This window comes from Mesorhizobium sp. P2_C7 (genome assembly GCF_056404515.1).
The window spans coordinates 370588-388822 of record NZ_JBFUDW010000003.1 but is presented as its reverse complement, the minus strand read 5'-3'; the positions used below and the strand labels follow the sequence as shown (position 1 = coordinate 388822).

Below are 18235 nucleotides of genomic sequence, written 5' to 3'. Positions count from 1 at the left end.
GGCCTTGCGCGCTGTCACGCAAGCGTCATGTTCGGGCCGTAGACCGCTTTCGGGGAGGCGCGCGCGGCATCATCGATGCCGCACCTCTTTCAGCTTTTTCGCCATCGGCCGCTCCGGCACGCTTTGTTACAAAGAGGATCATCCATGAAACACCTGCACCGAACCGCGTCGCTCGGCGTCGCGCTGGCAATGTTCACCGCCTTGACGCCGGGGCTGGCCGACAGCACCGCGACCGTCGGCGGCATCAGCTTCGTCAACAAGGGACTGGTCGGCGTCGGCCGCATCCCGGCCAGCCAGAAGGACAAGTTCGGCGAAACGTTTGGCTCAGGTTCCGGCATGGCGATCGACACCGCCGGCTGGACGCATGGTGCCGACGGTTACAGGGGTTCGCTCTGGCTGCTGCCGGACCGCGGCTACAATGTCGTCGGCACCACCGACTACCGGCCGCGCCTTCAACACGATCGGCATCGAGTTCGCGCCGACCGCGCCTGGTGCGGCACCCGCTGCCGGCCAGGAGCAGTCCGGCGTCAAGGCGACACTCGCCGACACCATGCTCCTGACCGACGACAAGGGCGCTGATGCCACCGGCCTCGACCCGCTCAACGGCGTGCGCGCAGCAAGCGGCGACATGCCGATCCTGCCCGAGGCCAACGGCAAGCTGGCGCTCGACAACGAGGCGATCGTGCGGCTAGCCGACGGCTCGATGTTCATCTCCGACGAATACGGCCCGAACATCTATCGGTTTTCCGCCGAAGGCCGCCTGCTGTCGGCGACCCAGCCGCCGGCTGCCCTCGTGCCGATGCGCCATGGCGCGCCGAACTTCGCCTCGGACAATCCCGGCCCGGGTGCTGCCGAGCCCGATCCGAAGGATCCCGATACCGGCCGACAGAACAACCAGGGCCTCGAAGGCATGGCGATGACGCCGGACGGCAAGTTCCTGATCGCCGTGCTGCAGTCGGCGCCCCGGCAGGATGGCGGCGATTCCGGCGCGACGCGCCAGAACACGCGCGCGCTGGTCTATGACGCTTCCGACCTCGCCCATCTCAAGCTGGCGCACGAATATGTCGTGCCGCTGCCGGTGTTCAAGGATGCCAAGGGCAAGACCAAGGTGGCGGCGCAGAGCGAGATCGTCGCCCTGTCCGACCAGACCTTCCTGATGCTGACCCGCGACAGCGGCAGCGGCCAGGGGTTGAAGGGCGACACCTCGTTGCTTCGCCAGATCAACATCGTCGATCTCTCCGCCGCGACCGACATCGCCGGTGGCGCCTTCGACGCCGCCGACAAGCCGGTGGCGCCCAAGGGCGTGCTCGACCCATCGGTGACGCCGGCCAAGCTGACGCCATTCATCGACCTCAACGACAAGGGCGAACTTGGCCGCTTTGGCCTGCACAATGGCGCGCCGAACGACAAGAACAACCTCTCGGAAAAGTGGGAGGCGATGTCGGTGGTCAGCGTGCTCGATCCCAAGCTGCCGGACGACTATTTCCTGTTCGTGGCCAACGACAACGACTTCCTCACCCAGGACGGCTTCCAGGTCGGCGCACCCTACAAGGCCGAGGACGGCGCCGATGTCGACACCATGTTCACGGTCTATCAGGTCACGCTTCCCGGCCTCGCCAAGAAGTAACGCCACCACCCAGGCGGACGCGCCAAGCGCGTCCGCCTACGGATCGTGAAGGCAAACTTACTGTAACATCTCCGCGTCCTTCGGTACGCCCGCATCGATCGGCTCGGCAGTCCTGTTCGACACGGCGGTGATCTTCGCGGCGGCCGACAGGTTCGCGCGCACGAAGACCGGCGCGACGCCGTTGACGCGGCCGTAGAGGTCGATGATGTCCTGGTTCATGAAGCGCACACAGCCGGACGAAGCGTTCTTCCCGATCGAATCCCACTCCGGCGTGCCGTGCAGCCGGTACATCGTGTCCTTGCCGTCGCGGAAGAGATACAGCGCGCGGGCGCCAAGCGGGCTCTGCGGGCCGGGCGGCATGCCGTCCTTGTATTTCGCCAGTTCCGGCCGGCGCTGAATCATTTCCGGCGGCGGCGTCCAGACCGGCCATTTCTTCCTCGCCTGGACCACGGCGCTGCCGGTCCATCCGAAACCGGCCTTGCCCAGGCTAACGCCATAGCGGATAGCCTTGCCGCCATCGCGCACCAGATAGAGGAAGTGCTCGGAGACATCGACGACGATCGTGCCGGGTTTTTCCCCGGTCGGGTCGGACACGATCTGACGCACGAACTTCGGATCCATCTTGGCCACCGGGATCGCCGGCAGCTGATAGCCCTCGTCGACGCGCGCCGCATACATGCTAGCGACATCGCCGAAAGCCGGATCGCTTGGCGGTGCCGCCACCGGCGGCGTCACCACTTCCGTCGTGGTGCACGCCGAAAGAGCCACGGAGGCCGCGCCCAAAGCGGAGGCACCGAGAAACGCGCGCCTGTTCAGGCGCTCAAAAAACAGTGGAATATCGGACATGAACCCCCGGCTTACGAGTTTGATCTAGTAAGGAGCGCGCCCCACGCGCCCGGAACCAGTATCCGATTACGGAAGCTTTGAGAACATGATTAGATCAAGGCACGGACCGGACCCGACATAAGCCTTCGCCGAGTTGCCTGCCATGGACGACAAGATGCCTACGCGCCGGCGCACCGGCGACCTGACCAGTGGCCCGATCCCGCGCACGCTGCTGCTGTTCGCCTTGCCGGTGCTCGGCTCCAACGTGCTGCAGTCGCTCAACGGCTCGATCAACGCCGTCTGGGTTGGCCGTTTTCTCGGCGAATCGGCGCTGACTGCCACCTCCAACGCCAACCTCGTCCTGTTCCTCATCCTCGGCACGGTGTTCGGCGTCGGCATGGCCGCCACCATCCTGGTGGCACAGTCGGTCGGCGCCCGCGACCTGCCCGAGGCGCGCCGCATCGTCGGCACCAGCGCGACCTTCTTCTTCCTCGTCTCGGTCATCTTCGCGGTCTGCGGCTGGATATGGGTCGACGCCATCCTCAACACGCTCGGCACTCCGGCCGATGCCTTGCCGCTGGCGCGCTCCTATCTGCGTATCATCTTCGTCGCCGTGCCGATGACGAACCTTCTGTCCTTCGTCATGACCGTGCTGCGCGGCGCCGGCGATTCACGCACGCCCTTTTTGTTCATGGCGCTCGCCGTCGTCCTCGACATTGTGCTCAACCCGTTGCTCATCCGTGGCATCGGGCCATTCCCGGAACTCGGCATCGCCGGCTCCGCCACCGCGACGCTGATCGGCCAGACGGTCAGCGCAATCGCCATTCTGATCGTGCTCTATGTGCGCAAGCACCCGCTGCGGCTGGCCGGCGCCAACCTCGCTCTGCTGCGGCCCGACCCTACCTTGCTGCGCATCATCGTGTTCAAGGGAGTGCCGATGGGCCTGCAGATGATCGTCATCTCGGCGGCGGCGCTGACGGTGATGGGCATCGTCAACTCCTACGGTTCGCAGGTCGCCGCCGCCTACGGCATCGCCGCGCAGCTTTGGACCTACATCCAGATGCCGGCGCTCGCCATCGGTGCGGCGGTCTCCTCGATGGCGGCGCAGAATGTCGGCGCCGGCCGCTGGGACCGGATCGGCCGCATCGCCGCCTCCGGTGTCGGCTTCAACCTGGTGCTGACCGGCGCATTGGTTGCCGTGCTTTGGCTTTTCGACCGTTCGGTGCTGAGCCTGTTCCTGAGCAACGACAGCGCTGCGATCGACATCGCCGCCCACATCAACAATGTTGCGTCATGGTCATTCATCCTGTTCGGCATCACCATCGTGCTGTTCGCCACCGTGCGCGCCACCGGCGCTGTGATGCCGCCGCTCATCATCCTGGTGATTTCGGTGCTGGTTGTGCGCACCGGCTTCGCCTATTTCATGCGCGGCGTGATCGGCGAGGAAGCGCTGTGGTGGAGTTTCCCGGCCGGCTCGATCACCTCGCTGGTGCTGGCCGCGGCCTACTACCGCTTCGGCCGCTGGCGCACCATGCACATGATCGAGGACAGGCCGGCCGCCGGCGAGCCGCCGGATACCGGCCTTGGCGTGCCGCGCCAGCGCGCGAATATGGCGCCCGAGATGCCCAACGGCTGAAAGACAGGCAATGCCTCCGCACTTCGCCGGCAACGGCGGCGTATTGATCTTCTTCCACCCGAACCGCCCCGATCCGTTCCGTCCTCAGAGGTGGTCGCCCAGCCACATGGCGGGTAGCCGCCTGTCCCGCCATCGCGTAGATTTCGCTGACATTGGGGGAGGACTTATGGGCAAAGGCAGGGTCGAGGCATTCACCGATGGCGTCGTCGCGATCATCATCACCATCATGGTGCTCGAGCTGAAAGTGCCGCATGGCGAGGATGTTTCCGCCCTGTTGCCGTTGTGGCCGATCTTCTTCAGCTATGTGCTGTCCTTCATCAACGTGGGCATCTACTGGAACAATCTGCACAACATGTTCCACACCGTGCAGCGCGTCGACGGCCGCGTGCTGTGGGCGAACCTCAATCTTTTATTCTGGCTGTCGCTGATGCCGGTGACGACGGCCTTCATGGGCGAGAACCACTTCGCACCGGTGCCGGTCGCCGTCTATGGCATCGATCTCGTGCTATGCGCCGTCGCCTATACGATACTGGCCGCAGCACTGCATCGCCTGCATGGCAACGAGACCGCCTTTGCCAAGGCGCTGGGCAATGACCGCAAGGGCAAGATCTCGCTGAGCCTCTACATCGCAGGCGTCCTGCTGACCTTCGTCAGTCAGTGGATCGGCGTCGCGGTTTATGTGCTGGTTGCGATGATCTGGTTTGTGCCGGATAGGCGCTTCGCCCGGGTGATCGAAAAATAGCGCTTTTTGTCTGACGCGATTCCCAGGGAAAGCGCTACGCGCTTTTCCCGGGAAAACCGCTTCACACTTTTCCTGGAATTGCTCTGCTTATGTCTTACGCAATTCCGGACGGAAAACCGTCTCACACTTTTCCTGGAATTGCTTCACTTGCGCATCGCCTTCAGCTTTTCCGCCACCGAGGCGGCAAGGTCGGCATAGCGCTCCTCCAACCGTTCCGCCGCCTTGATGATCGAGAAATCATGGCCGAATTTCTCCAGTGCCATGCGCAGCTTCTCGACGAACTCGGCTTGTTTCTCCAGCGCGGAAAAGAGCGTTTTCACCTGCGCTTCGCTGATGTCGGGGTTGGCCAGCATCTGCGGCACCTCGCGGCTCATCTGATCGCCCGTGGCGGTCTGTTCCTTCAGAATTGCGACCCAGTCCGTCAATCAGGAAATCTCCATCTCTCACGGCAAAAGTCTCCTTTTGCCGAGGCAACATGCGCAGCCTCGGCCGGGCTGGTCAACCCGGGCCAATGCATGTCGCCCGAATGGGCGCAGTGGCTTTGGGACGACGACATGCATGAAAACAAGGCCCGAAGCGCGCCGCATAAATCCCTTCAAACCCAATGCGCTTTACGTGCGAGTGAGGCTTGCGCTGGCCCGTTCCAGCGCTAAGTTCTGCGCCATCGAAAGAAGGACCCCATAGCCCATGATCACCGACGCCGAAATCCAGACCGCCCTGCCCGCGCTTGGCCCGGGCAACACCGCCGTCATCACCGGCGCCGCCAGCGGTATTGGTCTTGCGGCCGCCAAGCGGCTTGCATTGATGGGCATGAAGATCGTGCTGGCAGACATCGGCAGCGCACGCCTTGACGACGCCTCCCGCGCCGTTTCCGCGATTGCGGGCGACGATGCTGTGCTTGCCGTTGCCGCCGACGTTTCGAACGCGGATGAAGTGGACCGTCTCGCCGAAAGAGCGTTCGGCGCCTTCGGCGACGTGTCGCTGCTGATGAACAATGCCGGCGTTGGCAACAACCCCGGAAAGCCCTGGGAAAACCGCGATGCCTGGAGGCGGCTTCTGGACATCAATTTCTGGGGCGTCGTGCATGGCGTCGAGGCCTTCGCGCCGCGCATGCTGGCCTCGGCCAAGCCCGGCCTGATCGTCAACACCGGCTCCAAGCAAGGCATCACCACGCCGCCCGGCAACCTCGCCTACAATGTCTCAAAGGCTGGCGTGAAGACCTACACGGAAGGCTTGGCGCACGCGCTGCGCAACGAACCCGGCGCCCATCTCGCCGCCCATCTGCTGATCCCCGGCTTCACCTTTACCGGCCTCACCGAGGGCGCGACGGAAAAACCGGCTGGCGCCTGGAGCGGCGAACAGGTCATTGATTTCATGCTGGAATCCCTGACCAGGGGCGATTTCTACATCCTGTGCCCGGACAATGAGGCGGCGCGGCCGCTGGATGAAAAGCGCATGGCCTGGGCGATCGGCGACATCATCGAGAACCGTCCGGCCCTGTCGCGCTGGCATCCGGACTACAAGGAGAATTTCGCGGCCTACATGAGGCAATGAGCGTTCTCAGAGACTGATCCTGAATTCCAGCCTTTCAAGCCGCGTGCTTCTTCGGCCCGCGCTTCTGCACCACGGCCTTCTTTGCCGCCATGGCGGCGATCTTCTCGTCATGCCGCCTGGCCGCACGCTCGCATTTGTCACGGATCTCCTCGACCTCCGACTCGGTCAGATGTTCGATGCCGATGAAGTTGTTGTGGCCCTCGCTGACGCGGATCAGCTCGTCGAGCTTGGCCTGGATCGCCGCGCCGTCGCGGTTCTGGGTGTTCTGGATGAGAAAGACCATCAGAAAGGTGATGATGGTCGTGCCGGTGTTGATGACGAGCTGCCAGGTGTCCGAAAAGCCGAAGAACGGCCCGGTCACCGCCCAGACGACGACGATCAGGCAGCAGGCGGCAAATGTCAGCGGCAGGCCGGTGACGTGGGCGACCCAGTTGGCGATCTTGGTGAAAAGCTTTTCCATGTGTCGAAATCCCTCAACGCAGCAGCGCGATGAGAAACAACCGGCGACCGCTTCAGGTTCCCGGCGCAAACAAATACGTCAGGCGCAATTGGCTACACGCATAAAGAGAACAAGGCGGAAAACACGCCTTATGGCTTCAATGCCACAATGGCGGCACAGGCAAGAGTGCCTGTTCCTTCCGCTACCCAGCGGGTTATCTCCAGCCCCTTCCGCCGCGCCACCCCCGCATGGCGGAAGGGGTTTCAGTCCGGTCAGATGGCGTCGTTTTCCCAGCGGTCGAGGAACGCCTCGATCGGCAATGCCTGCATGTCGGGAACCGCCCTGGCGAGCTTTTCGACCGGCCAGTCCCACCACGCGAGCGCTTCGATCCGAGCCGCGACAGTGGCCGGGAAGCGTGATCTGAGCGGTCTGGCCGGCACCCCTGCGACGATGGCGTAGGACGGTACGTCATGCGTCACCACCGCATTGGCGCCGATGACGGCGCCATTGCCGATGGTGACCCCGGGCATGATCACCGCGCCATGGCCGATCCAGACATCATGGCCGATGGTCACTGCTTTCGCCTGCCGCCGCTCGCGGAATGCGGCGTCGACGCCCAGCCAGCGAAAATACTCGTTCGGCCGGTAACTGACCTTGTGCTGGGTCAGCCGCTCGATGGGGTGCTCCAGCGCGTTGATGCGGCTGTTTGAAGCGATCGAACAGAATTTGCCGATCGTCGTGTAGATCGCTTCGGCGTGGCGCTCGAAATAGGAGAAGTCGCCGACGCTCACCTCGCGCAGCACCACCCGCTCGCCGATCGAGGCATAGCGGCCGAGCTTGCAGGCCTTCAGTTCCGCGGTCGGATGGATGCGCGGCTCGGAATCCTTCGGGACGAGATTTTCGGAACGGTCCATGCGGGCGGCTTTACCCCTAGGCGGTTGGTCCCGCAAGCGGGACCAACCGTCCGTAAGCTCGGTTCCAGCCGACCCACCTATTTCGGCTTGCCGCTGGTCCACACCACGTTCTGGCCGTAGAGCGGCACGGTGGTGACCGACATCTTGGCCGAGCCGTTCTGCACCTGGCGTGAATGCGACAGGTAGATCAGCGTCTCGTTGGCCTTGTCGTAGATGCGGTTCACCACCTGCTTCTTCCAGATCAGGCTGATGCCTTGCTTGAACACTTCCTCGCCGCCTTCGCTCATATCGATGTCGCCGATGGTGATTGGGCCGGTCTGGCGGCAGGAGATCGATGAATCGGACGGATCCTCGAACCAGTTCCCCTTATGCAGGCGGTCGATGATGCCACGATCGAAATAAGCGACGTGACAGGTGACGCCCTCCACCTTCGGATCCTTGATCGCCTCGACGATGATGTCGTTGCCCAGCCAGTCGACACCGACCTTGCCGACTTCATCGGCCACCGCCGTGCCAGCGCCAAGGACAACGCACGCGGCCAACGCGCCGCCGATCAGTTTCCGCCCAATCAGTGCTTGCAAGGGAGCCTCCTGCTTCGAGTTGCCGGTCACAGGTGGGGCGACCAACCCCGCTTTGCAAGCATATACGTCAACACCACTGCGGTTGCGGCAACGCGGCACTTTGCCTGGACGGGGTCGAACCGTTAAGACTGTCATGCTGGCGCGGCCTTGGGCCGGCGCCCCGATGATTCTGTGGACGGACCTTACTGATGATGCGTTCTATTCTGGTCGGCATTCTCGTCCTGATGGCGGCCGGCATCGGCTGGCTGACCTTCGACTGGTACCGCGGCCACTATGGCGGCGAGCCCTTCGGCGCTGCCTTCACCCTGGTCGACCAGAAAGGCGCGCCGATCACCGAGGCCGCGTTCAGGGGCCAGCCCAGCGTCGTCTTCTTCGGCTTCACCCATTGCCCCGAAGTCTGCCCGACCACGCTGTTCGAACTGGCGGGCTGGCTGAAGACCCTCGGCAACGACGGCAAAAACCTGCATGCCTATTTCGTCTCGGTCGATCCGGAGCGCGACACGCCCGATGTGATGAACGCCTATGTCAGCAATTTCTCCGACCGCATCGTCGGCATCACCGGCGATCCGGACAAGGTCCATGCCATGGCCAAGTCGTTCGGCATCTACTGGAAGAAAGTCGACACCGGCGACGGCGACTACACGATGGACCATACCGCCTCGGTGCTGCTGCTCAACGCCAAGGGCGACTTTGCCGGCACCATCGCCTATGGCGAAAGCGCCGACACGGCCGTCGCCAAGTTGAAGCGACTGGCCGAGGGCGCATGATCCCGAACCGAAGGACCGCGTCAGCGAAAAGTGGAACCGGTTTTCGGACAAGATCATGCTCGAGCAAGACACTTAATCCATGACCCAGACGCGGCTTCATTTCATCACCGGAAAGCTCGAATCTGTCAGCATTTTCGCGGTGTTCGAGGCGGCCTTCGAGGATGAAGGCCTGCCGATCGCCGTGCTGGAGGTCGATGAAGATCGCGACATTTACGAAGTGTCGCTCTATGCCGATGGCGACGTCGATGCCGTCGAGGCGCGGGCCAAGGACATCCTTGCCGGCCTTTCCATCGCGAAGCCGATCGGCCGCGAGGCCCTGCCCGACATCGACTGGGTGGCACGCTCGCTGGAAGGCTTGAAGCCGGTGCGCGCCGGCCGTTTCTTCGTCCACGGCGCGCATGACCGCCGGAAGCGCCACAGCGGCGAACTCGCCATCGAGATCGAGGCGGGTCTTGCCTTCGGCACCGGCCACCACGGCACCACCGCCGGCTGCCTCGAAATGCTGGAAAAGGTCATGCGCCGCGAGCACCCGCGCAATGCGCTCGACCTCGGCACCGGCAGCGCGGTGTTGGCCATCGCCGTCGCCAAGCTGGCGCACATCCCGGTGCTGGCCACTGACATCGACCCGGTGGCGGTTAGGGTGGCTGCCGCCAATGCGCGGCTCAACCACGTCAAGGCGCTGGTGGAGACGGTGACCGCGCCCGGCTTTCACCACCCGATCTTTGGCAAGCGCGCGCCCTTCGATCTCATCGTCGCCAACATATTGGCGCGGCCGCTGATGCGGCTTGCACCGCAAATGGCCGATCACATCGCACTTGGTGGCTCGATCGTGCTGTCAGGCATCCTCGAGCGCCAGCGCGACGCCGTCGTCTCGGCCTATGTCGGCCAGAACTTCCGCCACGTGCGCACCTTGCACCGCGAGGGCTGGGTGACGATCCACCTCAAGCATTGAGGCCGACACGCCGGCAACGACCCAGCTTGGACCAAGCCCGGCCGGTTGTCAGTCAAGCGATGCTGTAGCAGGTTGCGCCAGCCGGAAATCGATTCCGATTTTCAAGCCCGTGCGCTACGGTCGCGCGCAATTCAGGGAGGCCACGATGTTCCAGACCTTCGATTCCGCGGGCGATCCGGCTGTCGGCAAGCCGCGCGTCGCGCTGCTGCGCCAGTGGCTGGCCGCCAACGGGCTGGACGGCTTCATCGTGCCGCGCGCCGACGAACATCAGGGCGAGTATGTCGCCGATCGCTCGGCGCGGCTGAAATGGCTGACCGGTTTCAGCGGCTCGGCCGGTGTCGCCATCGCGCTGCGCGACCGCGCCTTCGTCTTTGTCGACGGGCGCTACACGCTGCAGGTGCGCCACGAGGTCGATCTCGACATTTTTTCGATCGAAAGCCTGGTCGACAACCCGCCAGCCGCCTGGCTCAGGGACAATCTGGGCAAGGGCGCACGGCTCGGATTTGACCCGTGGCTGCACACCATCAGTGAGGTCAAGGCACTGCAGGCCTCGGCCGACAAGACCGGCGCTGTGCTGGTGCCGCTCGACAAGAACCCGATCGACATCATCTGGAAGGACCAGCCCGAGGCGCCGGTAGCGCCGGTCGAGCTCCACCCGATCGGCTTTGCCGGCGAACTCGCCAAGGACAAGCTGGCGCGGTTGGCAACGGCGATCGCCAAGGACGGCGCCACCCATGCGGTGCTGACCGACCCCTCTTCCATCGCCTGGGCCTTCAACATCCGTGGCGGTGACGTGCCGCATACACCGCTGGCGCTCGGCTTCGCCATCCTCGCAGCCGACGGATCGCATCAGCTGTTCATGGACGGGCGCAAATTCTCGCGCCAGGTCGAGGCCTATCTCACGCAGCTCGCCGAGCCACATGAGCCCGGCGAATTCGAGGCGGCGATCGAGGCCCTTGCCAAGGGTGGCGCGAAGATCGCGCTCGACCCGGTGCTGGCGGCCGACAGGCTGCGCATGCTGGTCGAGGACAATGGCGGCACCGTGGTTGCCGCAGCCGACCCTGCCCGCATTCCACGCGCCACCAAGAACCAGGCCGAGATAAACGGTTCCCGCGCCGCGCATCGGCGCGATGGCGCTGCAGTAGCGAAGCTTTTGTGCTGGCTGGAGCGCCAGAAACCCGGCTCGCTCGACGAGATCACCGTGGTGACCAGGCTGGAAGAGACGCGCCGGCAGACCGGCGAGGAAACCCAGATGCCGCTGCGCGACATCTCCTTCGACACCATTTCCGGTGCTGGGCCGAATGGTGCCATCATGCACTACCGCGTATCGCGTGCCACCAGCCGCAAACTGCAGGCCGGCGAATTGTTCCTGCTCGATTCCGGCGGCCAGTATCAGGATGGCACCACCGACATCACCCGCACGGTGCCGATCGGCCAGCCGACCGAGGAAATGCGCGAACGCTTCACGCTGGTGCTGAAAGGCATGATCGGTATTTCGACGCTGCGCTTCCCCGCCGGCACACGCGGCTCGGAGATCGACGCCGTCGCCCGCATGGCGCTGTGGAAGCACGGCTGCGACTTTGCCCACGGCACCGGCCATGGCGTCGGCTCCTATCTGGCCGTCCATGAAGGCCCGCAGCGCATTGCCCGCACCGGCACCGAAAAGCTGCTCGAAGGCATGATGCTGTCCAACGAGCCCGGCTACTACAAGGAAGGCTGCTACGGCATCCGCATCGAGAACCTGATCCTGGTGACGCCGGCGGAACAGGTCGAGGGCGGCGACATCGCCATGCACGGCTTCGAGACGCTGACGCTGGCGCCGATCGACATCCGCCTGGTGCGCACCGATCTGCTGACGCGCGACGAGCTGCACTGGCTCGACGCCTACCATGCCCGCGTGCTGGCTGAGATCGGACCGATGCTAGACGGCGAAACGCTGGCCTGGCTGGAAAAGGCCACCGCGCCGCTGCCGCACGATGCGAAGATTTAGGGGCTGGTCTTGGAAAGCTGGCGCTACCCCTCATCTGCCTGCCGGCATCTTCTTCCCGTATAGTGACGGGGAGAAGGGGCCGTTGCGACCTCGGCGCCCTTTTCTGCAACGCTGGCGATTGGCGAAACCCTCAATGACAGCGTCTTTCTCCCCGTCTCTATACGGGGAGAAATGCCGGGCAAGACAATGAGGGGCGGCGCCACGGTCGCACGGCAGAATTCCTACCCGACGAACTGCCGCGCCAGTATCAGCACCGCCGCGCCGGCGAGAAACATCGACATCAGCCCGCCGCGCAGCGAAACTACGGCGGTGACAACCAGTGCTGCCCATTCCGCCGGCCCGGCGTTCAACAGCTCCGGCGCGACCAGTGTCGTCAGGACCGCCGCCGGCACTGCATTGAGGCCGGCTTCGACGCGCGGATGGATGTTCTCGAAACGGGAGATGACCAGATGCCCGCCGATGCGCGTCAGATAGGTCGCGATCGCACCGGCGATGATGATCCAGAATGTCGTGGTCATGGCCGTGCCTTCACGCCGCTGTGGTGAGGTGGCAGGATGACGGCGAGCAGCACACCGGCAACCGCGCCGATCGAGACGTGCCAGGGCGAGCCGACGGTCTTGTAGGCAATGATCGAGGCGGCAGCGCTGGCAATGACCACCGGCAGCCACAGCGGCCGCTTGCGAAAGCCCAGGACGAGACCGAGAAAATAGATCGGCAGCAGGAAATCGATGCCCATCGCATGCGTGTCGGGGATCAGCTTGCCGAACACCGCGCCAAGCGCGCTTTCGATCACCCAGAACACATAGACCGGCAGGCCAAGTCCAAGATACCAGGCGAAGCCGACCGTCTGGCCGGATTGCGCCCTCGCCTCGGCCACGGCGAACTGCGGATCGGTGAGGATGAAATAGCCGAGCGCCTGCTCGATGATGGGCCAGTGCGCGATGCGCCGGCCGATGCCGGCGGAATAGAGCACATGGCGGAAGTTGACGGCAAAGATCGACAGCACGATCAGCCAAGGCGCGACATGCTGGCCGAACAGTTGGATACCGACCATCTGGCTGGCGCCGCCATAGACCAGCGCGCTCATCAGAAAGGCCTCGAGGACCGAGAAGCCATTGTCGACCGCAAGCGCCCCGAACAGCACCGCGAATGGCGCCGACGCCACCACGACAGGCATCGAGAGCCGTACGCCCTGCCAGAAATCGCTCCTTGCACCACTCTCGGAGATTGCGTCCGTCGCCATCAATCACTCCCTTGCGAAGGGCGGTATGTAGGTGGCGCAGCCCGGTCTGTCACACGAATTTGCTTGAGCCAAATGATCAGCGGAAATGATCGTCGTGATGCTTGTCGAAGGCTAGGCGGCGAGGGCTTTGCCCTCGATCGCCCTGCCCCAGTCGAGAAGCGGCCTGGCGCGCAAGGTGAAATCGACGAGTTCGCCGACCAGCTGCGCACCATGGATCCCCGCCGGGTCGATCACATGCTGGACGACAAAATGCCGGTTGCGGATGGCGTCAGTCAGATCGGGTTCGCTGATCTGCTCGAAGCCGCGTGGGGTACGCTTCATGCGGCCTTCCGTCTCAAGCTCAAGGCCGTTCTTCTTCAGCGCCTTTACCATGGCGCGGAACTTGTCAGGCTGCGTCGCGATGGCTTTGCGCATAGCCAGCAGCAGTGCCGGCTCCGGCTGCCACCAGGCAACGTCGGCAAAGCAACCCTCGAGCCCGACATGAACGTAGAACACGCCGTGCGCCATCTTGGTGCCGTCGGGCGACAGGATCGCCGACAGATGCCGGTTGTAAGGCCGCTTGTCCTTGGCGAAGCGCACGTCGCGGTTGATACGGAACAGCGACTTCTTGCGATCGCCGCGCAGGCCGAGCCCAGCTTGCGTGAAACGCTCCGTGAGCGTTTCGACCAGATCGCCGAAGGGATCGCGCAACTCCTTTTCGAACAGGTCGCGGTTTTCCAGGAACCACTCCCGGCTCTGATGGAAATCCAGCGCCTTCAGGAACGGAATGGCCTTCTGCCCGAAACCCTTGAATGCACCTTCCATCACGCCTTGCCGATCCGCACCAGCCAGGCGTCCTCGTCGATCACTTCGACGCCGAGCTCGCTGGCGAGCTTGAGCTTGGAGCCGGCGCCCGGCCCGGCGACCACCAGATCCGTCTTCGCCGAAACCGAGCCCGCGACCTTCGCGCCGAGGCGTTCGGCCATTGCCTTGGCTTCGGGGCGGGTCATCTTTTCCAGCGTGCCTGTGAACACAATCGTCTTGCCAGCCACCGCGCTGTCGGCCGAGATGGTCACGATATACGGCTTCGGCTTGACCTGTTTGAGCAGCGCGTCCAGCACGTCGTCGTTGCGTTCGTTGCCGAAGAAGTCGCGTAGCGCATCGATGACCGTGTCGCCGATGCCGTTGACCGATGGGAAAACGCTGTGCGGATCGTCGGCCGCCGCTGTCTCCTTGCCGACGCGGATCAGTTCCTCGATGGTCGAGAAGGTTTTGGCAAGCACTGCGGCCGTGGTTTCGCCGATATGGCGGATGCCGAGCGCGAAGATGAAGCGGTCCAGTTCCGGTTCGCGGCGCGAGTCGATGGCAGCAAACAGTTTGTCGAGGCCTTCGTAATTGCGATCCTCGACGCTGCGCACATTCTTGCGCGTCTTGCCCGATGCCGCCTCGCGCTGCCTGGCCTGCTCCTCGCGCCGCTCGGCCAACGCCTTGGTGACGGCCGGACGGCGATCCCTGAGCGTGAAGATATCGGCGGCTGTCTTGATCAATCCCGCATTGAAGAAAGTGTCTATGTTCTCGGCGCCCAGGCCTTCGATGTCCAGGGCACCGCGTGACACGAAGTGCCGCAATCCTTCCACGGCCTGCGCGGGGCAGATCAGTTCGCCGGTGCAACGGCGGCGGGAATCTTCCTTGCCTGTCTTCTCGTTGATTTCACGCGTCGCGGGCGAGCCGCAGATCGGACAGGTGTGCGGGAATTCGTATGGCACGGCGTCGGGCGGACGCTTGTCGATGACGACGCTGACGATCTGTGGAATGACATCCCCTGCCCGCTGGATCACCACCGTATCGCCGATGCGCACGTCGATGCCGTCCCTTATCGGCTGTCCCGTGCTGTCCAGGCCCTTGATGTAGTCCTCATTGTGCAGCGTGACGTTTTCGACCACGACGCCGCCGACCGTGACCGGCGCCAGCCGCGCAACCGGCGCCAGCGTGCCGGTGCGGCCGACCTGGATGTCGATCTTCTGCACGGTCGTCATCGCCTGTTCGGCGGGGAATTTATGCGCAACCGCCCAGCGCGGCTCGCCGGTGACGAAACCCCATCTGCGCTGCAGCTCCAGCTGGTCGACCTTGTAGACGACGCCATCAATGTCGTAGCCCAACGAGGAGCGCTGCTCCTCGATCCGATGATAATGCGCGATCAACTCCTCGGCCGACTTCGCCCGCACCATCAGCGGGCTGATCGCGAACCCCCAATCCTTGAACTTCTGCACGGCGCCGTACTGGGTCGGAGCGGGATCCTCAGACGTATAGCCCCAGGCATAGGCGAAGAATTTGAGGTTGCGGCTGGCGGTGACGGATGGATCCTTCTGGCGCAGGGAACCGGCCGCCGTGTTGCGCGGATTGACGTAGTCCTGGCCGCCAACCGCCGCCGAGCGTTGCTTCAGCGCCTCGAATTCCGCGTAGGTCATATAGACCTCGCCGCGTATCTCGATGATTTCTGGCCAGCCCGAGCCTTTCAGCTTCGCGGGGATGTCGGCGATCGTCCTGAGATTGGCGGTGATGTCCTCGCCGACGGCACCGTCGCCACGCGTTGCGCCCTGCACGAACACACCGCTTTCATAGCGCAGCGATGCCGACAAACCGTCGATCTTCGGCTCGGCCGTGAAGGCGATGTCGAGATCCTTGTCGCGATCGAAGAACCGCCGGCCGCGTTCGATGAAGTCGGCGACATCCTCGTCGGTATAGGCCTTGGCGAGGCTGAGCATGGGCACCGCATGGCGCACCTTGGCGAAGCCTTCCGCCGGCGCCGCACCGACCCTGCGCGACGGCGAATCCTCGCGCACCAGCGCCGGAAAGCGCTGCTCAATGGCAAGGTTGCGGCGCGTCAACGCATCATATTCCGCATCGGAGATTATCGGCGCATCCTCGGTATGGTAGCGCCGGTCATGCTCGGCGATCTCTTCCGCCAAGCGCTTCAGCTCGGCTTTGGCTTCGCTGTCTGTCAGGGCATCGACTGGTTTTTCGGACATGGTTTCAGACCCGGCTCATAGATGTATGCCGCCCAAAAGTGCGCAGCGGTTTTGGGACAACGACACGCATAGCAACAAAGACCCAGAGCGCGTCGCGCAAATCCGATTCGGCGCGACGCGCTTTGGTGGTCCGCGACCATAGATCAGCTTTCGGATCCAAGGGAGCAAAATTCTGATAAAACCGCGCCGAAACAGCGGGATGGCGCCACAAGCTGACTCTGTTGCGAAGCCGGGATTTTTGCCAGCCTGGCGAACCGTGCATCGTCAGGACGCGGCGGTGTTCTCGCGCAGCAGCCGCTCGGCGGCGGCGCGCGCCTCGTCGGTGATGGTGGCGCCGGCCAGCATGCGCGCGATCTCTTCCTGCCGCGCCGGCCGGTCCATCTCGGCAATGCCGGTCGCGACTCGGTCGGTGCTGCCCGACTTGGAGATCAGGAAATGCGTCGCCGCACGTGCCGCTACCTGCGGCGCATGCGTGACCGACAGCACCTGGACGCGTTTCGACAATCGCGCCAGCCGCTGGCCGATGGCGTCGGCGACAGCGCCGCCCACGCCGGTGTCGATTTCATCGAAAACCAGCGTCGGCGCCGAGCCACGGTCGGCCAGCGCCACCTTCAGCGCCAACAAGAAGCGAGAAAGCTCGCCGCCGGAAGCGACCTTCATCATCGGCCCAGGCCGTGTGCCTGGATTGGTGCGCACCCAAAATTCGATCTGGTCGATGCCTTCTTCCATGCGGCTCTCGGCCTCGCTCTTCATCTCGACGATGAAGGCGGCGCGTTCGAGCTTTAGAGCCGGCAACTCGGCCATGACCGCCTTGGTCAGGCCGACCGCCGCCGCATGGCGCAGCGAGGAGAGTTGTGCGGCTGCAATGTCATAGGTCTCGCGTGCCGCGGCAGCCTGCTTTTCGAGCCCATGCAAGCGTTCCTCGCCGGCATCGAGATCGGCGAGATCGGCCGACATCGTGTCGCGCAATTGCGCCAGGTCGTCGACGGCGACAGTGTGCTTGCGCGAAGCGGCGCGCAGCGAAAACAACCGCTCCTCCGCCTTCTCCAGCCGCTGTGGATCATATTCGGTGGCGCGCAGTGCGGCCTCGACGCCCGATTGCGCGGCATCTAGCGACAGCATTGCCTCGTCGAGCGACTTGACCACGTCGTCGAGCAGGCCCGGTGCTTCCGTCACCTTGCGCTGCAGCCGTCTGAGCAGGCTCGCCAGTTGCGGCAAGGGCGAGGACGGACCGGACAGCACATCTTGCGCGTCATGGATTTCGGAAGCGATCTTTTCCGCCCGCATCATCGATGCGCGCAGCTCGGCGAGATCGGTCTCCTCGCCCGGCTGCGGATCGAGCTTCGTCAGCTCCGCCACCGCCGCACGCAGATAGTCGGCCTCACGCGCGGCCGCCGCCACTTTGGCGCTGTGACGCGACAGCTCGTGCTCGCAGGCGCGCCAGTGCCGCCACGCCTCGCCGGTCGAGCGGACAGCGCCGAGATGGCCGCCGAAAGCGTCAAGCACATCGCGGTGTGCGCCGGGATCGACCAGAGCGCGTTCGTCGTGCTGGCCGTGGATCTCGACCAGCGCGCGGCCGACATCGCGCATCAGCGTGACGCTCGAAGGCTGATCGTTGACGAAGACGCGGGTGCGGCCATCCGCCGTCTGGAGGCGGCGCAGGATTATGTCGCCGTCATCGTCGATGGCGTTTTCGGCAAGCAGTGTGCGGGCTGGATGGTTGCGCGGGACGTCGAAGACGGCGATCACCTGGCCCTGCGCCGCGCCATGGCGCACCAGCGACGCGTCGCCACGCGCGCCGAGCGCCAGCGAGAGGGCATCGAGCAGGATGGATTTGCCGGCGCCGGTTTCGCCGGTCAGCACGGAAAGACCCGGCTGGAAGTCGATATCCAGCTTCTCGATCAGGACGATATCGCGGATCGACAGTCTGGAAAGCATCAGAACCCGGACCTATTGC

16 protein-coding genes and 1 pseudogene are annotated in these 18235 nt (G+C 64.1%); 7 read left to right on the top strand and 10 right to left on the bottom strand.

The window, feature by feature from the left end; genetic code table 11:
• Positions 1–144 precede the first annotated feature (144 nt).
• Positions 145–1627 (top strand): annotated as a pseudogene (locus tag AC1D2G_RS09585) (esterase-like activity of phytase family protein).
• A 57-nt stretch (positions 1628–1684) separates the two neighbouring features.
• On the opposite strand, the gene AC1D2G_RS09580 reads toward AC1D2G_RS09585, so the two are convergent.
• On the bottom strand, positions 1685–2473 hold the full coding sequence (locus AC1D2G_RS09580) for a L,D-transpeptidase (RefSeq protein WP_477413522.1): 789 nt from the start codon (positions 2471–2473) through the stop codon (positions 1685–1687).
• A gap of 142 nt (positions 2474–2615) precedes the next feature.
• Here AC1D2G_RS09580 and AC1D2G_RS09575 point away from each other — a divergent pair, with 142 nt between their 5' ends.
• Together AC1D2G_RS09575 and AC1D2G_RS09570 are read left to right on the top strand one after the other, a co-directional pair.
• Positions 2616–4088 carry an MATE family efflux transporter gene (locus tag AC1D2G_RS09575; protein WP_477413520.1) on the top strand — a complete coding sequence of 491 codons (1473 nt, stop codon included), beginning with the start codon at positions 2616–2618 and terminating at the stop codon, positions 4086–4088.
• Between the two features lie 166 nt (positions 4089–4254).
• A complete protein-coding gene (locus AC1D2G_RS09570) occupies positions 4255–4830 on the top strand; it encodes a TMEM175 family protein (RefSeq protein ID WP_477413518.1) in 576 nt (191 codons plus the stop codon).
• Between the two features lie 143 nt (positions 4831–4973).
• On the opposite strand, the gene AC1D2G_RS09565 is transcribed toward AC1D2G_RS09570, so the two are convergent.
• Positions 4974–5255: a hypothetical protein gene (locus AC1D2G_RS09565; RefSeq protein WP_184874898.1), complete on the bottom strand. Its 282-nt coding sequence runs from the start codon at positions 5253–5255 to the stop codon at positions 4974–4976.
• A 262-nt stretch (positions 5256–5517) separates the two neighbouring features.
• Here AC1D2G_RS09565 and AC1D2G_RS09560 point away from each other — a divergent pair, with 262 nt between their 5' ends.
• Positions 5518–6384, top strand: a complete 867-nt coding sequence (locus AC1D2G_RS09560) for an SDR family NAD(P)-dependent oxidoreductase (RefSeq protein ID WP_477413516.1) — start codon at positions 5518–5520, stop codon at positions 6382–6384.
• A gap of 34 nt (positions 6385–6418) precedes the next feature.
• Here the strand turns inward: AC1D2G_RS09560 and AC1D2G_RS09555 are convergent, their stop codons facing one another.
• The 3 genes from AC1D2G_RS09555 to AC1D2G_RS09545 all read right to left on the bottom strand — a co-directional run bounded on the left by AC1D2G_RS09555 (position 6419) and on the right by AC1D2G_RS09545 (position 8318).
• Positions 6419–6844, bottom strand: coding sequence for a low affinity iron permease family protein (locus AC1D2G_RS09555; RefSeq protein ID WP_477413514.1), 426 nt, complete (start codon positions 6842–6844; stop codon positions 6419–6421).
• Between the two features lie 251 nt (positions 6845–7095).
• Positions 7096–7737 carry a DapH/DapD/GlmU-related protein gene (locus tag AC1D2G_RS09550; RefSeq protein ID WP_477413512.1) on the bottom strand — a complete coding sequence of 214 codons (642 nt, stop codon included), beginning with the start codon at positions 7735–7737 and terminating at the stop codon, positions 7096–7098.
• Between the two features lie 77 nt (positions 7738–7814).
• On the bottom strand, positions 7815–8318 hold the full coding sequence (locus AC1D2G_RS09545) for a CreA family protein (RefSeq protein ID WP_457151471.1): 504 nt from the start codon (positions 8316–8318) through the stop codon (positions 7815–7817).
• 188 nt (positions 8319–8506) lie between these two features.
• Between AC1D2G_RS09545 and AC1D2G_RS09540 the strand changes: the two genes are divergently transcribed.
• The 3 genes from AC1D2G_RS09540 to AC1D2G_RS09530 all read left to right on the top strand — a co-directional run bounded on the left by AC1D2G_RS09540 (position 8507) and on the right by AC1D2G_RS09530 (position 12027).
• Positions 8507–9085, top strand: a complete 579-nt coding sequence (locus tag AC1D2G_RS09540; protein WP_477227001.1) for an SCO family protein — start codon at positions 8507–8509, stop codon at positions 9083–9085.
• Positions 9086–9164: 79 nt separating this feature from the next.
• Positions 9165–10037: a 50S ribosomal protein L11 methyltransferase gene (locus tag AC1D2G_RS09535; protein ID WP_477413510.1), complete on the top strand. Its 873-nt coding sequence runs from the start codon at positions 9165–9167 to the stop codon at positions 10035–10037.
• Positions 10038–10182: 145 nt separating this feature from the next.
• The gene (locus AC1D2G_RS09530; RefSeq protein WP_477413508.1) at positions 10183–12027 is read left to right on the top strand and encodes an aminopeptidase P family protein; all 1845 of its coding nucleotides are present in this window, start codon (positions 10183–10185) and stop codon (positions 12025–12027) included.
• Between the two features lie 221 nt (positions 12028–12248).
• Here the strand turns inward: AC1D2G_RS09530 and AC1D2G_RS09525 are convergent, their stop codons facing one another.
• The 5 genes from AC1D2G_RS09525 to recN form a co-directional block, all read right to left on the bottom strand.
• A complete protein-coding gene (locus tag AC1D2G_RS09525; protein ID WP_477226998.1) occupies positions 12249–12545 on the bottom strand; it encodes an AzlD family protein in 297 nt (98 codons plus the stop codon).
• Positions 12542–13270 carry an AzlC family ABC transporter permease gene (locus tag AC1D2G_RS09520; protein WP_477226997.1) on the bottom strand — a complete coding sequence of 243 codons (729 nt, stop codon included), beginning with the start codon at positions 13268–13270 and terminating at the stop codon, positions 12542–12544. Before AC1D2G_RS09520 ends, AC1D2G_RS09525 begins: the two co-directional genes overlap by 4 nt.
• Before the next feature lie 111 nt (positions 13271–13381).
• Complete coding sequence (locus AC1D2G_RS09515) at positions 13382–14074, bottom strand: DUF2461 domain-containing protein (protein ID WP_477227091.1); 693 nt, start codon at positions 14072–14074, stop codon at positions 13382–13384.
• Positions 14074–16278, bottom strand: coding sequence for an NAD-dependent DNA ligase LigA (gene ligA / locus AC1D2G_RS09510; protein WP_477226996.1), 2205 nt, complete (start codon positions 16276–16278; stop codon positions 14074–14076). Before ligA ends, AC1D2G_RS09515 begins: the two co-directional genes overlap by 1 nt.
• 264 nt (positions 16279–16542) lie before the next feature.
• Positions 16543–18216 carry a DNA repair protein RecN gene (gene recN, locus AC1D2G_RS09505; RefSeq protein ID WP_477226995.1) on the bottom strand — a complete coding sequence of 558 codons (1674 nt, stop codon included), beginning with the start codon at positions 18214–18216 and terminating at the stop codon, positions 16543–16545.
• Positions 18217–18235 lie beyond the last annotated feature (19 nt).

Excerpts from the sequence above, each read along its gene's own strand:
- AC1D2G_RS09540 (WP_477227001.1), top strand. The coding sequence starts at position 8,507 with ATGATGCGTTCTATTCTGGTCGGCATTCTCGTCCTGATGGCGGCCGGC.
- AC1D2G_RS09530 (WP_477413508.1), top strand. The coding sequence starts at position 10,183 with ATGTTCCAGACCTTCGATTCCGCGGGCGATCCGGCTGTCGGCAAGCCG.
- AC1D2G_RS09535 (WP_477413510.1), top strand. The coding sequence starts at position 9,165 with ATGACCCAGACGCGGCTTCATTTCATCACCGGAAAGCTCGAATCTGTC.
- AC1D2G_RS09580 (WP_477413522.1), bottom strand. The coding sequence starts at position 2,473 with ATGTCCGATATTCCACTGTTTTTTGAGCGCCTGAACAGGCGCGCGTTT.
- AC1D2G_RS09560 (WP_477413516.1), top strand. The coding sequence starts at position 5,518 with ATGATCACCGACGCCGAAATCCAGACCGCCCTGCCCGCGCTTGGCCCG.
- AC1D2G_RS09575 (WP_477413520.1), top strand. The coding sequence starts at position 2,616 with ATGGACGACAAGATGCCTACGCGCCGGCGCACCGGCGACCTGACCAGT.
- ligA (WP_477226996.1), bottom strand. The coding sequence starts at position 16,278 with ATGTCCGAAAAACCAGTCGATGCCCTGACAGACAGCGAAGCCAAAGCC.
- AC1D2G_RS09550 (WP_477413512.1), bottom strand. The coding sequence starts at position 7,737 with ATGGACCGTTCCGAAAATCTCGTCCCGAAGGATTCCGAGCCGCGCATC.
- AC1D2G_RS09570 (WP_477413518.1), top strand. The coding sequence starts at position 4,255 with ATGGGCAAAGGCAGGGTCGAGGCATTCACCGATGGCGTCGTCGCGATC.
- recN (WP_477226995.1), bottom strand. The coding sequence starts at position 18,216 with ATGCTTTCCAGACTGTCGATCCGCGATATCGTCCTGATCGAGAAGCTG.
- AC1D2G_RS09525 (WP_477226998.1), bottom strand. The coding sequence starts at position 12,545 with ATGACCACGACATTCTGGATCATCATCGCCGGTGCGATCGCGACCTAT.
- AC1D2G_RS09515 (WP_477227091.1), bottom strand. The coding sequence starts at position 14,074 with ATGGAAGGTGCATTCAAGGGTTTCGGGCAGAAGGCCATTCCGTTCCTG.
- AC1D2G_RS09555 (WP_477413514.1), bottom strand. The coding sequence starts at position 6,844 with ATGGAAAAGCTTTTCACCAAGATCGCCAACTGGGTCGCCCACGTCACC.
- AC1D2G_RS09520 (WP_477226997.1), bottom strand. The coding sequence starts at position 13,270 with ATGGCGACGGACGCAATCTCCGAGAGTGGTGCAAGGAGCGATTTCTGG.